Origin of the sequence: Halomonas sp. Bachu 37, from assembly GCF_039691755.1 — a bacterium.
Classification (GTDB): Bacteria; Pseudomonadota; Gammaproteobacteria; order Pseudomonadales; family Halomonadaceae; genus Vreelandella; species Vreelandella kashgarensis.
Window position 1 is genome coordinate 1,710,104 of the sequence record NZ_CP137552.1, and the last position, 16,745, is coordinate 1,726,848.

The 16,745-nt window shown below is 58.2% G+C and carries 13 protein-coding genes; 5 read left to right on the forward strand and 8 right to left on the reverse strand.

Annotated features, from left to right (window positions below; all coding sequences use genetic code 11):
* Nucleotides 1-100: 100 nt before the first annotated feature.
* Together R5M92_RS07840 and R5M92_RS07845 are read left to right on the forward strand one after the other, a co-directional pair.
* A complete protein-coding gene (locus R5M92_RS07840) occupies nucleotides 101-337 on the forward strand; it encodes an addiction module protein (protein WP_346799163.1) in 237 nt (78 codons plus the stop codon).
* A 2-nt stretch (nucleotides 338-339) separates the two neighbouring features.
* Nucleotides 340-654: a hypothetical protein gene (locus R5M92_RS07845; protein WP_346799165.1), complete on the forward strand. Its 315-nt coding sequence runs from the start codon at nucleotides 340-342 to the stop codon at nucleotides 652-654.
* A gap of 165 nt (nucleotides 655-819) precedes the next feature.
* On the opposite strand, the gene nadS is transcribed toward R5M92_RS07845, so the two are convergent.
* The 6 genes from nadS to R5M92_RS07875 all read right to left on the reverse strand — a co-directional run bounded on the left by nadS (nucleotide 820) and on the right by R5M92_RS07875 (nucleotide 7,907).
* Entirely contained in the window at nucleotides 820-1,104 is a 285-nt protein-coding gene (nadS, locus tag R5M92_RS07850; protein ID WP_346799167.1) for a NadS family protein, read from the reverse strand.
* Nucleotides 1,101-1,382, reverse strand: coding sequence for a type II toxin-antitoxin system RelE/ParE family toxin (locus R5M92_RS07855; protein ID WP_417339139.1), 282 nt, complete (start codon nucleotides 1,380-1,382; stop codon nucleotides 1,101-1,103). The genes nadS and R5M92_RS07855 overlap by 4 nt, the downstream gene beginning before the upstream one ends.
* A 291-nt stretch (nucleotides 1,383-1,673) precedes the next feature.
* Nucleotides 1,674-2,939 (reverse strand): serine hydroxymethyltransferase, encoded by a 1,266-nt coding sequence (gene glyA / locus R5M92_RS07860; protein WP_346799169.1) that lies wholly within the window; start codon nucleotides 2,937-2,939, stop codon nucleotides 1,674-1,676.
* A gap of 151 nt (nucleotides 2,940-3,090) precedes the next feature.
* Entirely contained in the window at nucleotides 3,091-4,503 is a 1,413-nt protein-coding gene (locus tag R5M92_RS07865) for a hypothetical protein (RefSeq protein WP_346799170.1), read from the reverse strand.
* 117 nt (nucleotides 4,504-4,620) lie between these two features.
* Nucleotides 4,621-7,191: an ABC transporter permease gene (locus R5M92_RS07870; RefSeq protein ID WP_346799172.1), complete on the reverse strand. Its 2,571-nt coding sequence runs from the start codon at nucleotides 7,189-7,191 to the stop codon at nucleotides 4,621-4,623.
* On the reverse strand, nucleotides 7,188-7,907 hold the full coding sequence (locus tag R5M92_RS07875) for an ABC transporter ATP-binding protein (protein WP_346799174.1): 720 nt from the start codon (nucleotides 7,905-7,907) through the stop codon (nucleotides 7,188-7,190). The genes R5M92_RS07870 and R5M92_RS07875 overlap by 4 nt, the downstream gene beginning before the upstream one ends.
* On the opposite strand from R5M92_RS07875, the gene R5M92_RS07880 reads away from it, so the two are divergent.
* The 3 genes from R5M92_RS07880 to R5M92_RS07890 all read left to right on the forward strand — a co-directional run bounded on the left by R5M92_RS07880 (nucleotide 7,906) and on the right by R5M92_RS07890 (nucleotide 11,300).
* Nucleotides 7,906-8,589 (forward strand): arylesterase, encoded by a 684-nt coding sequence (locus R5M92_RS07880; RefSeq protein WP_346799176.1) that lies wholly within the window; start codon nucleotides 7,906-7,908, stop codon nucleotides 8,587-8,589. The two genes, R5M92_RS07875 and R5M92_RS07880, sit on opposite strands and share 2 nt — an antisense overlap.
* Before the next feature lie 210 nt (nucleotides 8,590-8,799).
* Nucleotides 8,800-9,387 (forward strand): transglutaminase-like cysteine peptidase, encoded by a 588-nt coding sequence (locus R5M92_RS07885; protein WP_346799177.1) that lies wholly within the window; start codon nucleotides 8,800-8,802, stop codon nucleotides 9,385-9,387.
* Nucleotides 9,388-9,404: 17 nt separating this feature from the next.
* Nucleotides 9,405-11,300, forward strand: coding sequence for an EAL domain-containing protein (locus tag R5M92_RS07890; RefSeq protein WP_346799178.1), 1,896 nt, complete (start codon nucleotides 9,405-9,407; stop codon nucleotides 11,298-11,300).
* A 63-nt stretch (nucleotides 11,301-11,363) separates the two neighbouring features.
* On the opposite strand, the gene R5M92_RS07895 is transcribed toward R5M92_RS07890, so the two are convergent.
* Both R5M92_RS07895 and R5M92_RS07900 read right to left on the reverse strand, forming a co-directional pair.
* Entirely contained in the window at nucleotides 11,364-11,687 is a 324-nt protein-coding gene (locus R5M92_RS07895; RefSeq protein ID WP_346799180.1) for a tryptophan synthase subunit beta like protein, read from the reverse strand.
* 89 nt (nucleotides 11,688-11,776) lie between these two features.
* Nucleotides 11,777-16,603, reverse strand: a complete 4,827-nt coding sequence (locus tag R5M92_RS07900) for a retention module-containing protein (protein WP_346799182.1) — start codon at nucleotides 16,601-16,603, stop codon at nucleotides 11,777-11,779.
* Nucleotides 16,604-16,745 lie beyond the last annotated feature (142 nt).

A 16,745-nucleotide genomic window follows, 5' to 3' on the forward strand; every position in this document is an offset into this window, starting at 1 on the left:
TAGTAGCCGTTACCATGGTAGGCCCTAGTAGGCCCTAATAGACCTTGTTAGGGCCTATGAATCCGAATAGCATGTTGACAAGGGCACTCGTGGAGGCACCATGACTACCGAAACACTCGAACATCTACGCTCACAGATTTCGTCTCTCTCTCAGCCGGAACGTGCGGCGCTGGCTCGCGAGCTCATAATGAGCCTGGACGGCCCCATTGATGACTCCGTTGAGCAAGCTTGGAACGATGAGATCGTTCAGCGTGTCGCCAAGGTAAGAAGCGGCAATGCCACACTGCTTAGCCGTGCAGAATTCCGATCAAAGGTGCGCAAGAGGATAGACCAGTAACAGTGCGAACAGTAAGGATACTGGAAGAAGCCTCGCAGGAAGCGACCGAGGCAGCAGCATGGTACGAAAGCGAGCAACCTGGGCTTGGAGCCGAGTTCTTTGTAGCTGTTGATGCTGCCATTGATGTGATCGAAGAAAATCTTATCCCTTTATCTCCTCTCCCCAAAGAAGCTGGCAGTACCGGTGCGAAACGGCTGATTCTAGAGCGCTTCCCCTACGATATAGTCGCCATTGAATTACCCGAAGGAGCGGTTGTAATAGCCGTTGCCCACCACTCCCGAAAGCCAGGTTATTGGCGGGAACGCAGTAAGCCCTAACGCTAGCCATCCCCTGACCTTCTGCTGCCAGGTTTGGCCCACGCTGTGTGACATGATTCGTGGTAGGAGCGTGCGTAAGCCGCGCGAGGGTTTGGTGCTGTAACCTGTGAACCCCTCGCCCGGCGGAGCCGGCTTATCACCTGCCTTTCTGCTTCAGGTGTTCGTTCAGTGGGAGGCTAGTTCTTTAAAGAACGCTGGGTTGTCCTGAATTGCTGCCAGTACCTTGGCTGCGAGTCCAGTGGGGTTGCGGCGCTTGGTTTCCCAGCTTTTGATTGTATCAACGCTGGTACCCATGGCATTGGCAAATTCCGCCTGGGAAACATGTAACCTTGTTCGAATAGCCTTTACATCGGCCACTTCATGACGTGTGACACGGCTTGCCTGGGCCTTGCCCTGTTCGATATCAACAGCTTCCTGCAGTGATGATTGGAGTTCGTCAAAAATGTTCATTTGGAAACCTCCCCCTTCAAATGGTGAGTCAGGGCCTTCAATGTGGCTTTTTCGGCTGGCGTTAGACTGTCTTTCACGCTCTTGGGATAGGCCAGTATCAGGTAAATGACTTCTGCGGTAGCCAGAAAGTAAATAACCCGAGCGCCGCCACGTTTTCCTTGATGTTCAAACGCCATACGGACTTTGCGCAGCCCACCTGTGCCTCGAATAAGGTCACCTTTATCGGGCTGAGCGATGAGGATGCGTTGGAGTTCCTTCAGTTCATCATCTGAAGCCATAGCTTGGATCTGTCGGGTAAAGGTCGGCGTTTCGATAAATTCGATGGCATGACTCACATCAAGCGCATCCTTCAGTCAACGCATCATAGCATGTACATAGTACACCTAAGTAGAGCAAGACGTCGATATGGATAACCCGTGCGAGTTTATGTGGGTGGCTGAGTCTGGAAACCCTCGCCGGCTGAGCCGGCCTACTATCGGAATTCGAAGGGAGTTTGGGCCAGACAGGCAAACGCCCGGCTGAACCGGGCGTTTGTTATTTTAGTCAGCTAAAACGCCAACCAGGAGTGCTTAACGATATACCGGGAAGCGGGAGCAGATTTCCTCCACCTTGCCTTTCACTTGCGCTTCGATGTCAGCGGTGTCTTCACCCTTGGCCAGAACATCGAGGATATCGCAGATCCAGGTGGCCAGGTCGCCACAATCGTCTTCATCGAAGCCACGAGTGGTCACGGCGGGGGTGCCGATCCGCAGGCCGGAGGTGACGAACGGGCTTTGCGGGTCGTTGGGCACGGCGTTCTTGTTGACGGTGATGTGCGCCCGGCCCAGGGCGGCATCGGCATCCTTTCCGGTAACGCCCTGCTTGATCAGCGACAGCAGAAAGAGATGATCTTCGGTGCCGCCGGAGACGATGTCGTAACCACGCTCGATGAAAACCCCCGCCATGGCCTGGGCATTGCTGACCACTTGCTGCTGGTAAGTCTTGAACTCGGGCTCCATGGCTTCCTTGAAGCAGACCGCCTTGGCGGCGATGGCATGCATCAAGGGGCCGCCCTGCCCGCCCGGGAAGACGGCGGATTGCAGCTTCTTCTCGATATCGGCGTCGTTTTCGGCGGAGAGGATCAAGCCGCCACGCGGGCCGCGCAGAGTCTTGTGGGTGGTGGTGGTGACCACATGGGCGTGGGGCACGGGGCTGGGGTAGACGCCGCCCGCCACCAGGCCGGCCACGTGAGCCATGTCGACCAGCAGGTAAGCACCCACTTCATCGGCGATTTCACGGAACCTGGCCCAATCGATGACCTGCGAGTAGGCGGAGAAGCCGGCGATGATCAACTTCGGCTTATGTTCACGGGCCAGGCGCGCCACTTCTTCGTAATCGATCAGCTCCTGCTCGTTCAAGCCGTACTGGATAGCGTTGTAGTGCTTGCCCGAGAAGTTGGGCTTGGCGCCGTGGGTCAGGTGACCGCCAGCGTCCAGGCTCATGCCCAGCACCGTATCACCCGGCTTGACCAGCGCCTGAAATACCGCGCTGTTGGCCTGGGAGCCGGAGTGCGGCTGGACGTTGGCATAGGTGGCGTCGAACAGCTGCTTGGCATAGTCGATCGCCAGGTTTTCGACGATATCGACGAACTCGCAGCCACCATAGTAACGCTTGCCGGGGTAACCTTCCGCGTACTTGTTGGTCAGCTGGCTGCCTTGGGCTTCCAGTACGCGGGGGCTGGTGTAGTTTTCGGACGCGATCAATTCGATGTGGGCTTCCTGGCGGGCCACTTCCTGGTTAATGGCATCCAACAGGGCGTCATCGAATCCGGCAATTGTCATGTCACGGCTGAACATCGGCGAGAAACCTCATAACGAAACGTGCAAGCTTGGAAGAAGTCAGGCGCTCATCATAGCGCAGCATGACGCGGGTTTCATGGAATCCGCGTCACGTATTGCATGAGCGAGGCTCATGTTATTGGAAGTATCGCCAGCTCATGTTACGAGCTCAGCGGGTTTCCACCTGAACGTCGAGCTGCCGCGATACTCCCAGGGGGTCGTTGGTGTAGGTTTCCAGATTGCTCTCCGCTGGCAGATCGATGTTGATCTCGAGTTCCTCGGCGCTACCTTCCAGCAACGTGACCAGGCCGAGCAGCACCTGCTGCACCTCGGGGCCGAACATCATGCCGAATCCTTGAGCCTGGGTTCGCGCCTGCTCGATCAGCTGTGCTTCGCTGATGCCTTCAAGGGCGGCCCCGACCGTTACCAGCCGGGAAAAGAGACCCATGTCGCTGAGCGTGAGCGAGAGATCACCGCCGAGCAGCGTAGCGGCATCTAATAGGCTGGTATCGTGGAAGGCCTCCATGGGTTCGGCGTTGTTGGGCAGGATCAACGGTACGTTCATGTCGAACAGCAGGCGCATCGCATTGTCGATGTTGATATTGCTGTCTCCACCCAGCACGCTATGGCCTTCCTGCTGTTCCCAGCGTCCGGTAAAACCGGCGTCCAGCTTGAGCTGCCCGCTGCCATCGGTGAGCACGTTGCTGGCCATGCGCATCTGGGCGCGCTCGGCCGCCGGCGCCATGGCGATCATGCGTTCGAGGTCGATCTCGAAGGCGTCGAGCTGCATGCCGGCTTCGGCATCGCTGATGTCGCCGTCGATGCGCAACCGGTCGAAGCGGCCCACCAGCTGGTCGCTGTCGATCTGCATGTTCTCCAGCAACAGCAAGCCGAGCTGCTCCTCGCCTTTCTCCTGCAGCCCGGTGAGCTCTTCCAGCCGCATGCTTTCAAGCATCAACGAGCCGCTGCCGAAGCCTTCCAGGTTCTCCCCGGTGGCGGACAGGTTGGTCAATTCCAGCAGTCCGACCGCCTCGGCACTCAGCGATTCGCCGTAGATGCGTTCGACCTCCAGACGCCCCTGGCCACGCGCTCCGGTTTCTTCCATCAGCGCTTGCGCCGCATCCGAACTCAAGTCGACCATCAGTTGATCGATGGTCAAGCCGCCAAGGCGGTAATCCTCTCCGGCCTGGGCATCGTAATGGGAATATACCGCTCGCGAAGGCTCGTTGAGAACGACCTCGTCTATGCTCAGCAAGACCAGGTCGGTCAGGGCATCCTCGATACGAATATCTTCCAAGGTGACGCGCTCCGGCTCGTCATAATCACCGTGGACGACATAGCTGCCGATGTGCAGCCGCTCCCCGTCTACGCTGGTATAAACGACGTCTTCCGCCGTGTAGCGACTACGCAGAAAAGCATCGGAAAGCTCACCGATCTGCAGCTCGCCGCCATCGGCGAAAAGCGCCTGCAACTCGGCTTCAAGACGCTCGGTACTGGCAAAGGCCGGGGTGGCGCAAAACGCGGCGAAAGCGAAGACAGCGCCTGAGCGCAGCGAGTTGGCAGCAGTGGGAAAAAGCGGCATCGAGTAACCTCCAGAAAGTATTAATCCAAGTTTAGCAAACCCGATGCCCCCTCGCTGCAGTAACGCCATGCGTAGGCCCCCATGCCCGGCAGAGCGCCGCGCTTCGAGGCATCGATCCTACGCCTCACCCAGCAGGCCGAGGCTGGCCGCCGGGGCTTGGCGGCGCAGGCCGCGGGACAGCAAGTGACCGATGATGCCGATGAGTACGGCGCCGCCCAGAGGCAGCAGCAGCCAAAGCTCCCAATGCAGGCGCGGCGGCAAGTCGAGCCAGAACAGGTACAGGGCGGCGGTGGCAAGTTCGGCCAGTATCGCCGCCAGGAAACCGCTGGCGAAGCCCAGCAGGGCGAATTCCGCCCCCTGGATGCGCGAGATCATGCTGTTGCCGGCGCCGAATACCCGCAGCAGGCCGCTTTCGTGGGCGCGCACCGGCCGACTGGCGGTGAGGGCGGCGTAGAGCACGCTGATTCCCGCCAGCAACACCAGGGCCAGCACCAGCTCGATGGCGCGGGTCACTTGTCCCAGCACATCGCGCACCTGGCCGAGAATCGCTTCCACGTTGAGCAGGGTAACGCCGGGAAAGTCCGCAACCAGTTCACGCACCAAACCTTGCTCCTGCTCTTCCAGATAGAACGCGGTGATGTAGCTGTGGCCGAAGCGTTCGAGCACTTCGGGCGGGAAGATGACGAAGAAGTTGGGCTTGAAGCTGTCCCAGTTCAGGCTGCGCAGGCTGGTGATCTCGGCGGTTATCTCCTCGCCGCCGATGGCGAAGGTCATTTCGTCGCCCAGTTCCAGCCCCAGACGCTCGGCCAGGCCGTCCTCGACCGAAATGGGCACCGACCGGGATTGCCGCTGGGCGTCCACTTGCGACATCCAACCCTCCTCGGCTCCATCCTGGATCTGATCCGCCGTGAACCACTCCCCGGCCACTACCCGGTTGCCCTCGGGCAGTTCGCTTTGCCAGGTCAGGTTAAGTTCCCGGCGCAAGGAGTTGTCGCCACGAGCCTCTTCCGGCACCACGTCCCTGGGCGGCTGTGAATTGATGGCGATGATGCGGCCTCGCACCATGGGATAGAGTGCGCTGCGGCTCTGCGCGGCCTCGGCGATCGCCTCTTCGAACGGGGCGCGCTCGGAAGGCTGGATGTTGATGGCGAAATAGTTGGGGGTGTCCTCTGGCAGTTGGTTCTGCCAGGTGTTCAACAGGTCACCGCGCACCATCACGATCATGGCCATGGCGAAGAAGGTAATGGAAAACGCCAGCAGTTGCCCCAGCCCGGCGCTTCGCCGCCGCGCCAGTTGGCGACCGCCCAAGCGCAGGGCCTGCGACCAGCCACCGATGCCGGGCAGGGCCTTGACCCCTTTCAGCAGGCCGTTCAACAGCACCGCGCTGATTCCCCACAACAGGCCGAGCATGAGCATACCGCCCACCAGCAGACTCAAGGCAAGACTCAGGCTGCCGGAGTAGAGCCACAACAGTGCGCCAAATACCAAGCAGGCCACGCTCACCACCAGCCACGCCGAGGGCGGCAGTGGGTCCAGTTCCCGGCGCAGTACCTTGAGGGCACTGACGCGTTTCAGGCGCAACAGGGTCGGCCCGGCGAATCCCACCAGTACCGCAAGCGCCGTGAGCACGCCCAGCCCCAGCGGCATGACGCCGGGAGCCGGCAGTGTCATCGGCAGAAAATTGGCCAGCAGCCTTAGCAGAACGGCCTGACCCAAGAGCCCCAGCAGCGCGCCCAGTATTGATGCGACCAGGGCCAGCCCGGCCAGCTGCAGAGTGAATATCCACACCAGTTGCTGCTGGGTGGCGCCGAAGCAGCGCAGCAGTGCCGCGGTATCCAGATGGCGTTCGACATAACGCCGCGTGGCCATGGCGACCGCCACCCCGGCCAGCAGAACCGCCGCCAGCCCGGCGATACCCAGGTAGCTTTCGGCGCGCTCCAGGGCGTTGCCCAGTTGCGGACGGTCATGGCGTACATCGCGCACTTCCACCCCGTCGCGGCGCAGCTGGTTCAAGCGCCCTTCCAGACTCTCCACAGCGGCGGGCGGGCCGGCGGCGAGCAGCTCGAATTCCACCCGCGAGCCCTCCTGGACCAGGCCGGTGGCGTCGAGGTCAGCGGTGTTCATCATCAAGCGTGGATTGAAACTACCGAACCCGGCGGACTGGTCGGGCTCGCGCTCGAGAATGCCGCCGACGGTGAGTTCGGCCCGACCCACCTGGACCTGCTGCCCGGTTTCGATCTCGAGCAGCAGCGTCAGGCGCGGATCGAGCCATACCTCGCCCGGTTGCGGCCCGGAGTCGATCAGCTCGATGCCCTCGCCCCGGTCCACGCGCACATTGCCATAGTGGGGATAGATGTCATCCACCGCCTTGAGGCTGGCCGGCTGGAAGCGTTCTCCCCGGCTGATCATCGAGACCAGATCGACCTGGTCGCTCAGGGTCAGTCCGGCATCGACCAGCTCCTGGCGCAATGCTTCGGAGAACGGTTCACGCTGCTCCAGCACCAGATCGCCGCCCAGCATCTGCCCGGCCTGGCGCTCGAGTCCACTATCCAGCCGATCGAGGAAGAAGGCGATCATGGTGGAGGCCGCCACCGCCAGAACCAGGGCGATAAACAGGGCGCGTACATCCGCGGCCCGCATGTCGCGTTTCAGGCCGCGCCAGGCCAGACGCAAGTTGGCATCGCTCATGCCGGTACCTCGCTGGGTTCGAACGCCGCCAGACGGCCTTCCTCGAGTTGCAGGCAGCGGTCGCAGCGGCTGGCCAGGGCATGGTCGTGGGTGACCAGAATCAGGGTGGTGCCGATTTCGCGGTTCAACGAGAACAGCAGCTCGATCACCTTGGCACCGGTCGCGGGGTCGAGGTTACCGGTGGGCTCATCGGCGAATACCAGTTCGGGGCTGGTGACGAAGGCTCGAGCAATCGCCACGCGCTGCTGCTCACCGCCGGAAAGCTGCTTGGGCAAGTGATCGAGGCGTTCGCCCAGGCCGACGCGGGTCAGCCACTCCCGGGCGTTCGCCTCGCTCCCGGCCTGGGGAGAAAGCTCCAGTGGCAACAGCACGTTTTCCAGGGCATTCAAGGTGGGAAGAAGCTGGAAGTTCTGGAACACGAAACCGACCCGCCCCGCGCGCAGTCCGGCGCGCCCGTCTTCATCCAGTTGGCTCAGCTGGTGGCCGAACAGGGCCAGTTCGCCGTCACTGGGGGTATCGAGCCCGGCAAGCAACCCTAGCAGCGTGGATTTGCCCGCCCCGCTGCGCCCCAGTATCGCCACGCTTTCACCGGGATAGACACTCAATGACAAGTCTTGCAGGATCGTCAGGCGACGCTCGCCGCTGTCGACCTGCTTGGTCAGCCCTTGAGCGTGTAAGATGGGGGTTTGGCGGGTTTTATTGGAGGATATGGACATGAAGATAGGCATCCCTGTGACATGGCGGAAACAATGGCTAGCGGCATCCATGTGCCTGTTCTTGCTGGCTACCACCGCGATTTTCGCTGCGGGTACGGCACACGCCGAGTCGCGCCCCACCCTGCTGATCATGGGTGACAGTTTGAGTGCCGCCTATGGTATCGAGCAAGAGCAGGGGTGGGTGAACCTTCTGGCGCAACGCCTGGACGACGACGCGCGTGTCGTCAACGCCAGCATCAGTGGCGAAACCACCTCGGGAGGCGCCGAGCGCTTTCCCCGACTGCTGGAGGAGTACTCACCCGATATCGTTCTGCTCGAACTTGGCGGTAACGATGGCTTGCGCGGCTTGCCCCCGGGCCAGATGCGCGGACATCTCGCCACGATGATAGAGGCCGCCCAACAGGCCGAGGCCAATGTCCTGCTGCTGGGTATCGACATCCCGCCCAATTACGGTCAAGCCTACCGCGATGCTTTCACCGGGGTATACCACGAACTGGCAGCGGACTACGATATCGACCTGGTACCCTTTCTGCTGGAAGGGATCGCACTCGATACACAGTTGATGCAAGGCGACGGCGTTCATCCCACCGCTTCGGCCCAACCCAGAATACTCGACAATGTCTGGCCGGCGCTGGAGCCACTTCTGGAAATGCATTTATCGGCAGACGCCACTAGCCTATGATGACGAGTCAAGGAGATTGGCTTCAGCCGAATCTCTTACGGATCTCGTTGATCACGCTGCAATTTTCATACTTTTTACCCACGGTACTCGATGTTTTCAAACCGCCCTTCTATCGCTTATTCTCCCGGACGCCGTCGTTTTTTGACGGGCCTTGCCGCGAGTTTGTGCCTGGGCGCTTTAGGGCTGAAAACGCAAACGTTGCAGGCCGATATGTCGCCGTCACGCCTGCGCCAACACATGCAGCAGCAGTTCGGCCAGGTAGGACTATCCATTCTCGAGGAGTGGCTTGCACTACTCGAGCAGCTACGCGATCAAGATATCCAGACCCGACTCAGAGAGGTAAATGCTTTCTTCAATCATCGTATTCGCTGGGTAGAGGATAATGTCGTCTGGGGTCAGGAAGACCACTGGGCCACACCACTGGAGACCATGGGCAAGGGAGAAGGGGACTGCGAGGATTACTCGATTGCCAAATACATCACGTTAAAGCAGCTGGGTGTTCAGGGGGAACGCCTACGGATGATCTATGTTCGGGCTCGCATCGGGCGCAGCCAGATTACCCAGGCCCATATGGTGCTGGGTTATTACTCCACGCCGACTGCCGAGCCGTTGGTTCTCGATAACATCGTGCCGTCAATCACGCCCGCTTCTCAACGTACCGACCTTGACCCTCTGTTCAGTTTCAACAGTAGCGGTCTTTGGGCGGGGGGATCGTCGCAATCTAAGGCAGATCCTCTAGCGCGGCTATCACGCTGGCGTAGCGTCATTGAGCGTATGCAGACGCAGGGATTCATTTAAAGGGAGAATTAAAAAACATGACTCTGACAAAACAGCTGTGGTTAGCCATTCTGAGCTTGTTGCTGGTCTCGTTGCTGGGCAGCTTGTTGATCAGCGTGACCACCAGTCGCCACTATATGGAGCAGGAGATCCTGCTCAAGAATGCGGATAATGCCAACGCTCTGGCCCTGTCCATGAGCCAGCTGGAAAAAGACCCCGTCACCATGGAGCTTCTCTTGGCGGCGCAGTTCGATACCGGCCACTATCGTCGCATCGAGCTTTTCGATCCCGAGGGGGAAACTCTAATCAGCCGGACAGCGGGTGAGCGCATCGCTAATGTGCCGGGCTGGTTCGTCGACATGGTTGACTTCGATGTTGCCGCCGGCACGGCTACCGTTCAAGACGGCTGGCGCCAATACGGCACTCTGGAGCTACAGAGTGTGCATAGCTTCGCTTATCGTTCGCTCTGGAGAAGCATGCTGGAATTGAGTGGATGGTTCGCCCTCGCGGGCCTTTTCAGCTTGCTGCTTGCTGCACTCCTGGTCAGCCGGATCAAGCGCCCCTTGGCGACCGTCATAAGCCAAGCCGAAGATATCAGCGCGAAACGTTTCACTACCGTTGCCGAGCCTCGTATTCGGGAGCTGCGCCAGGTGGTGAGAGCCATGAATGCGCTTTCCGCCAACGTTCGTGCCATGCTGAGTAAAGAAGGCAGAAAACTGGAAGAGCTGCGCCGTCAATTACAACATGATCGCGTTACCGGCCTGCTGAATCGGGCGACATTCATCGAGCGGTTTACCACTTATCTCGACAGTAACGATCGCCGGGCCACCGGCATTCTTCTGCTGGTGCGGGTGGAAAACCTGGATGAAATGAATGAACAAGTGGGCCATGCTGAAACCGACCAAATGCTCCAGGATCTGGCAAAGCAACTGGAGAAGCTTGGACGCCAGTACAGCGACTTTTTAACGGGGCGCATGAATGGACGCGATTTCGCGCTGCTGATTCCCTGCACTGACGAGCTGGATAAAATAACCAGTAGCCTCAAGCTGGCCCTGAGCATGATACAGAAAAGGCAGAAGGACTTTTCCATTCGCTTCCCTGCCGCCGTGGTCGATTATGCGCAGAATGATAATCGTGGCGAACTACTGGCAACCCTGGATGATGCGTTGGCGACGGCGGAAAACGACGTAACTCAACAAATCGTCATTCGTCATCGTGAGCGCACGGTACTGTTTAATACCCATGCGGAATGGCGCACCGCACTGGAAGAAGCTATCGCTTACGGGCCGAAAATCGAGCAGTTCCCCGTTACCACACCGCAAGGGGACGTACTCCATTACGAGAGTCCGGCACGCCTTAAATTACGTGATCAGTGGTATACCGCGGGGATATTCATTCCGTGGATAGCGCGCCTTAACCTGGAGCCTACCCTCGATCTGGCTGTTATCGACACCGCTCTTGAGACCATGACGGAAGATGGCGTTTCCATCGGCATCAATCTATCGATTGCCTCCATCAAGGATGCTTCATTCGTCATGGCGCTGAGAGCCCGGCTTGACGCCCAGCCGGCACTTGCCAAAAAGCTGTGGTTTGAAGTACCGGCCTCACTTGATACCCATGACATTCAAAGCTTTCGCAACCTCTGCCAGAACTTGCGCCCCCTGGGCTGCAAATTCGGTATCGAGCATGTCAGCGCCGAATTTACCAAGCTCGCTGAGCTGCACGACCTCGGCCTGGCTTATCTCAAGATCGATAGCAGCTTGATTCGCAATCTGCATACTTCCCCCGAACAGCAAAGCATCGTGCGCGGCATCGCAACGCTATGTCATTCACTCGACATGCTGGTGATCGGCGAGGGGGTCGAAAATCAGAAAGAACTGGTCTGCCTGTTCAGGTCGGGAGTCGACGGTGCAACTGGCCCTGCCGTGAACTGAATCTTGTCACTCACCAAGTCACCCACCAATAAAACCAAACTTGGAGATAACGATACGATTACGTCAAATCGTATCGTTATCGCCACCCAGCAAGTTGAAATTGTTTTTCACACGCAATGATTTTCGCTTCATCACTTTCTGTTGGGCGGCTTCAGGCAATTCCATGAAATTGATGACGCCCTTCTCCAGCAGCACTTCCAGGATATCTTCCAGTACTCGAACAAATTCTAGATCCGATGCCAGGAAATTGGCCGACGCATCAGGGTTATCGGTAAGAAATGCCAGGACCTCGGGGGATTCAGCAGCAATCGATTCACTACTGTCAGCGATAGGTGTACGGCTGATCATGATGATTTCACCGTCCGCGTTTCTTTTGGCATAGAGCATGCCATCCCCCTTATGCTTGGTACGTTGTTATAAAAAACCGCCCCTTTTCAGGGGCGGTTAATTACATCATATATTCCAATGGATGTGGATCATTGGTCGATTTTCGGCTGTTCAGTAGTCTCTATGGTGGGAGCAGCATCGGGGCTAAAGTGGCTCACATCGCCCCCCGCTGAATTCGTGGGCTGATCCGCACTTTCCTGTTCGCCCCTCGCCCCGGTGACCGCTTCGGAAGCCTCGTCTTCGGCGTCAGCCAAGCCAACAAGATCCGCCAAGCTCTCCTCATCGTCCAGCTCGAGTATCTCCGAAAGCACGAGGTTATCTTTGCCATCGAATTCAGCGTTTTCAACCTCATCCCCCTCAGCCATATCCGAGCCAAGCTGTTCATTCACGCCCAACGGAATAACATCTTCCTCACCCCCTAGATAGAAAGAGCTTTTAGTGAACATCTGGCTTTCGCTTTCACCGTCAGCTTGGGTTCCATATCTGAAGCTTGATGTTTCATTCGTATCATTTTCCGGCTCGTGACCTGCAGTGCGCATATTTTCCGTTACGGTCTCTGTCATTACCGTATTTCCATCACTACGCTTGCCATCATCACTGTTTTCCTCGGTGGACACTGCCGGGACAGGCACATCCGTATGCGAATCGGCCTGGCCGATGATTACTTCGACAGTTTCGCTTGGTGTACCGTCCTCATCCGTCACGAAGTAGGTGAACGTGCTATCGGGCAGTTCCTTGTAATCGATCGATTGGATGAAATAGTCACTGCTATCGCTGCTGTCATTGTCATCCGGGCCACTCACATACTCGGTCGCCCCGAAACGTAGCTGATCGAATACGACACCGTTCAGCGAAAACGAACCGCTACCGGAACCGCTTCCTTCGCTCGTATCGAAGCCATCAGCCGGAGTGAAAGTGATATTGCCTTGACTATTGGACGCGCTGCTTCCCGAGAATGTCCAGCTTCCCACCTTGTTTCCACCTAGGTAGGCATCCACGGTTCCGACTTCTTTCTCACTGAAGATCAGTCGGCTGACGGTTATTTCCGCTTCCGCGACGGCCTTGCCGAAATCAACGACGATCTGCTCGGACTCGCCATTGCGATAACCGAGCTGTTGTGGTTCCTGTCTCTGGTTTTCGGCATCTCCATCGACCCCCATGCCATCGTTGGTGAACGTCAGCGGTGCTTCGGTTCCGTCGAAGTCGATGCCGTATACATTTACATCGAACTCACCGTTTACATCTTTTGGTTGCCAATCATTCAGACTCGCCCCGGCGCCGCCTAGCGTCTTGCTCTCCAGAGCCTGCAGCTGCTCGGAAGTTACCGTCCAATAAAGCTCGGACTGGGCGTTGAAGGTATCACCATCACTCACTTGCTGATAGCCGGTGTCGGGATTCGCCTTCAGATACAAGGTGCCATAGGAAGGCAGGCTGTCCAGGGTAAAGACCAGGTCGCTTTCGCTGGTGCTGTCATCGCTGCCACCCAGCGTGGGGGGATTTTCCTGTTTACCTACGGTGAAGTGCCTGGAAAGCACGATGTTGTCGGGCTGCCCATCAAAGAGGTTTGACGATTCGAACTCAGCATTCGTGGCGACTGGATCAGCAACGGGAGCCTCATTGTCCGCGTCTGGTGTGGTGTCTGTCTCGCCCCCAGGCACTTCAGTGGTCGTTTGTGGCTTACCAATCAAAACGGTTACTGCATCGCTTTCATTACCAGCCGCATCAATGACCTTATACTTAAAATCAGCATCTGGTATGAGCTTGTAATTGATAGACGAAATGAAATAATCACTGCTGTCGCCCGTAGTAGAGCTGTAGCCATTTGCATAATCATTGGCAGTGAAACGCAGTTGATCGAAGGCAACGTCTTTAAGCGTGAGACTATTATTCTGAAGAATAAAATCCACTGCGCTCTCGCCGAGCATTGCGCCAGGTGTATTGCTGAATGTCCACTCGCCAACGATTTCATCATGCAGATAGGCAGTGACTGAGCCAACCTCGCCTTCATCTTCTATCAAGTTAGCAATGTTTACGGTTGCTTCCCCGACAGGCTCTCTGAAGTTGAATATCAATTCCTCCGAGGCGTCTTCACCACGATGCCCCAATTGTTCAGGTACTTGTTGCTGTGTGCCTGTATTGTCGCGAACACCAAGGTACCCACGGCCATCAACCGATAGCAGGTTCTCGTCTTTGATGCCAAAGAGATTATAGGAATATATATCCACCCCATTGGATTGCCACTCCTCGACGTCACTACCGCTGACAGTGCTGGTAGTAGCGTCTTTGATCTCCTCTGCAAGCTCATCCTTGCTAACTGACCAGTAGAACTCCGCATCAGTATCGAAACTCCCTTCAGTTCCAACTTCAACGTAATCATGATCAGTTCCGCTTCCATCTTTATCGATATACAGCGTACCGAATGAAGGCATATCGGTAAGGACAAAAGTCAAGGCATCTTCAGTATCGCCCTCTTCGTCCACCCCACCCAAGGATGGGTCTTGTTCGAATACAGTTGGGTCAATTTCAAAGCCGCCCTCATCCAGCTGGTCTACACCTTCACCTACGGTAAAGGATTTGAACAGAACTTGGTTGTCTCGCCCGACAGGGTTATCAGCGCCAAACTCTGCGGCTGTGAGCACAGGGTCAGCAATAGGGGCGGTGGTGTCGAGGTTCACGCTGTAGTCGCGGCTGGCATCGGCGCTAAATTCGTTACCGGCCTCGTCGGTGCCGGTGACGTTGGCGTCGACCGTGTCATTGTCAACCAGGACCGATCCGGGCACACCGATAGAATAGTTGCCGTCGGCATCCACTGCGCCGGTATATTCATTCTCCCCGATGGTCAGGGTGACGGTGTCGCCTTCGGTGGCATCGCCACCGACGGTGCCGGTGATGGCGATGGTCTGGCCCGCTTCGGTCTCGTTGATGGTGTTGTCATCGGTGACCGGATCGATAGCGATCGTGGCACTGGAGTCGGTATCGACACCGTAGTCGCGCTCAGCGTCGGCGCTGAAGGCATTGCCGTTCTCATCGTTGCCGGACACCGTGGCATTGACCGTGTCGTTGGCGGCCAGGACATCCCCGTCGACGTCGATCGAGTAGTTGCCGGCGGCATCGACCTGGCCGCTGTATTCGTTCTCACCGATGGTCAGGGTGACGGTGTCACCTTCGGCGGCATCGCCACTCACGCTACCGGTGATCGCAATCGTCTGACCCGCTTCGGTCTCGTTGACGGTGTTGTCGTCCGTCACCGGATCGATGGTAATGCCGGCGTCCGCCGTAGTATCGACGTTGTAGTCGCGGCTGTTATCCGCGCTGAATTCGTTGCCCGCGTCGTCGGTGCCGGTGACATTGGCTTCGATGGTGTCGTTTTCAGCGAGTACATCGCCGTCAACGTCGATGGCATAGTTGCCGTCGGCATCGACCTGGCCGCTGTATTCGTTCTCACCGATGGTCAGGGTGACGGTGTCCCCTTCGGCGGCATCGCCTGAGACGCTACCGGTGATCGTGATGGTCTGACCAGCTTCAGTCTCGTTGACGGTGTTGTCTTCCGTGACCGGGTCGATGGTAATGCCGGCTTCGGCGGTGGTATCGACGCTGTAGTCGCGTGTCTCGGTGGCGGTCTGGCTGTTACCTACGGCGTCGGTCGCAGTCACGCTGGCGTCAACGCTGGTATCGGCGACCAGATCGGCTGTGAGCACGTCGATGCTGTAGCCCAGGTTGCCCTGGCCGTCGTCGGCCACGTCACCGGTGTAGTCGGTGCCGTTCACGCTGAGGGTGACTTCGTCACCCGCCACCACGTCACCGCTTACCGTGCCGGTGATGGTGGTGTTGGTTTGCTCAGCTTCGTCGGCGTTGATCATGTCGTCATCGGCGATGTCATCGATGGTGATGCCGGCGGCGATCTCGGTGTCGACGCTGTAGTCGCGATCGGCATCGGCGCTGTAAGTGTTGCCGGCAGCGTCGCTACCGGTGACGTTGGCCGTGACGGTGTCGTTGTCAGCCAGGAGCGAGCCGGGGACGTCGATGGCGTAGACCAGGCTGCCGTCTTCGGCGACGGTGACTTGACCCTCAAAGGTGCTCTCGCCCACGGTCAGGGTGACGGTGTCTCCTTCGCGGGCGTCGCCACCGACCGTGCCGATGATGGCAATGATCTGGCTCGCTTCGGTCTCGTTTATCACATCGTCACCAGCGATGGTGTCGATGGTAATCGTGGCAACTAATTCTACCGGACCGGGGCCTGGATCAGGAGTCGGCTCCGGAGTGGGGTCCGGGTCAGGTGTTGGCTCCGGTTCCGGCTCTGGAGTGGGGTCCGGATCAGGCGTCGGTTCCGGCTCTGGAGTGGGGTCTGGATCAGGAGTTGGTTCGGGCTCCGGTTCGGGCTCCGGCTCTGGCTCTGGTTCGGGCTCATCGGTCTCCTCTTCGGTGAAGGCTGCCAGCTCCACACCGCCGGAATCGATGATATCCTGGGTTTCGAGATCCGGACCACTGAAGGCGAAGGCTTGCGGATCGGTGTCTTCGGCGATGCGGGCAACGCGAACGAAATCATGTCCTTCGCCACCTGCACCACCACCGGCACCAGCGCCGGCTGCCGTGGCGTCCAGAATCTCCAGCAGGTCGCCGTCTTCCTCTTCGAGTGCGGTCAGTAGCGCTTCGACATCCGCATCCGTGGCGCTGAAGTCTTCGGCGGCTACTGGCTGGCTGCTGTCCAGGTCCGATGTGATCGCGACTTCTTGCCCGCCTTCGATGACGGTCGGCGGCAAGCCATCGTCAAAGACGAGTTCGACCTGACCATCGGAGGAAGTGATGAGGACATCGCCTTCCTGAAGTACATCACCGATGCTCAATTCACGCAGATTGCCGTTGATATCTCGCGCCCACGCTTGTCCTGTAATGGCAGTAACGGTTGCAATGGCCATGAAGTTTCCTTACTTGAAGAGTGTGGAGACATGTCGCCGATTGCCTGCATCGAACACAGCGGAGCGACCTTTACGGTAAAACTAGTGAAGAAAAGCGAAGTTGAATATTGTACTGAAGGACAGGGGCAGCCAAGCTGGCCTC

Excerpts from the sequence above, each read along its gene's own strand:
- glyA (WP_346799169.1), bottom strand. The coding sequence starts at position 2,939 with ATGTTCAGCCGTGACATGACAATTGCCGGATTCGATGACGCCCTGTTG.
- R5M92_RS07900 (WP_346799182.1), bottom strand. The coding sequence starts at position 16,603 with ATGGCCATTGCAACCGTTACTGCCATTACAGGACAAGCGTGGGCGCGA.
- R5M92_RS07875 (WP_346799174.1), bottom strand. The coding sequence starts at position 7,907 with ATGTCCATATCCTCCAATAAAACCCGCCAAACCCCCATCTTACACGCT.
- R5M92_RS07895 (WP_346799180.1), bottom strand. The coding sequence starts at position 11,687 with ATGCTCTATGCCAAAAGAAACGCGGACGGTGAAATCATCATGATCAGC.
- R5M92_RS07880 (WP_346799176.1), top strand. The coding sequence starts at position 7,906 with ATGAAGATAGGCATCCCTGTGACATGGCGGAAACAATGGCTAGCGGCA.
- nadS (WP_346799167.1), bottom strand. The coding sequence starts at position 1,104 with ATGAACATTTTTGACGAACTCCAATCATCACTGCAGGAAGCTGTTGAT.
- R5M92_RS07870 (WP_346799172.1), bottom strand. The coding sequence starts at position 7,191 with ATGAGCGATGCCAACTTGCGTCTGGCCTGGCGCGGCCTGAAACGCGAC.
- R5M92_RS07890 (WP_346799178.1), top strand. The coding sequence starts at position 9,405 with ATGACTCTGACAAAACAGCTGTGGTTAGCCATTCTGAGCTTGTTGCTG.
- R5M92_RS07855 (WP_417339139.1), bottom strand. The coding sequence starts at position 1,382 with ATGGCTTCAGATGATGAACTGAAGGAACTCCAACGCATCCTCATCGCT.
- R5M92_RS07865 (WP_346799170.1), bottom strand. The coding sequence starts at position 4,503 with ATGCCGCTTTTTCCCACTGCTGCCAACTCGCTGCGCTCAGGCGCTGTC.
- R5M92_RS07885 (WP_346799177.1), top strand. The coding sequence starts at position 8,800 with ATGTCGCCGTCACGCCTGCGCCAACACATGCAGCAGCAGTTCGGCCAG.
- R5M92_RS07840 (WP_346799163.1), top strand. The coding sequence starts at position 101 with ATGACTACCGAAACACTCGAACATCTACGCTCACAGATTTCGTCTCTC.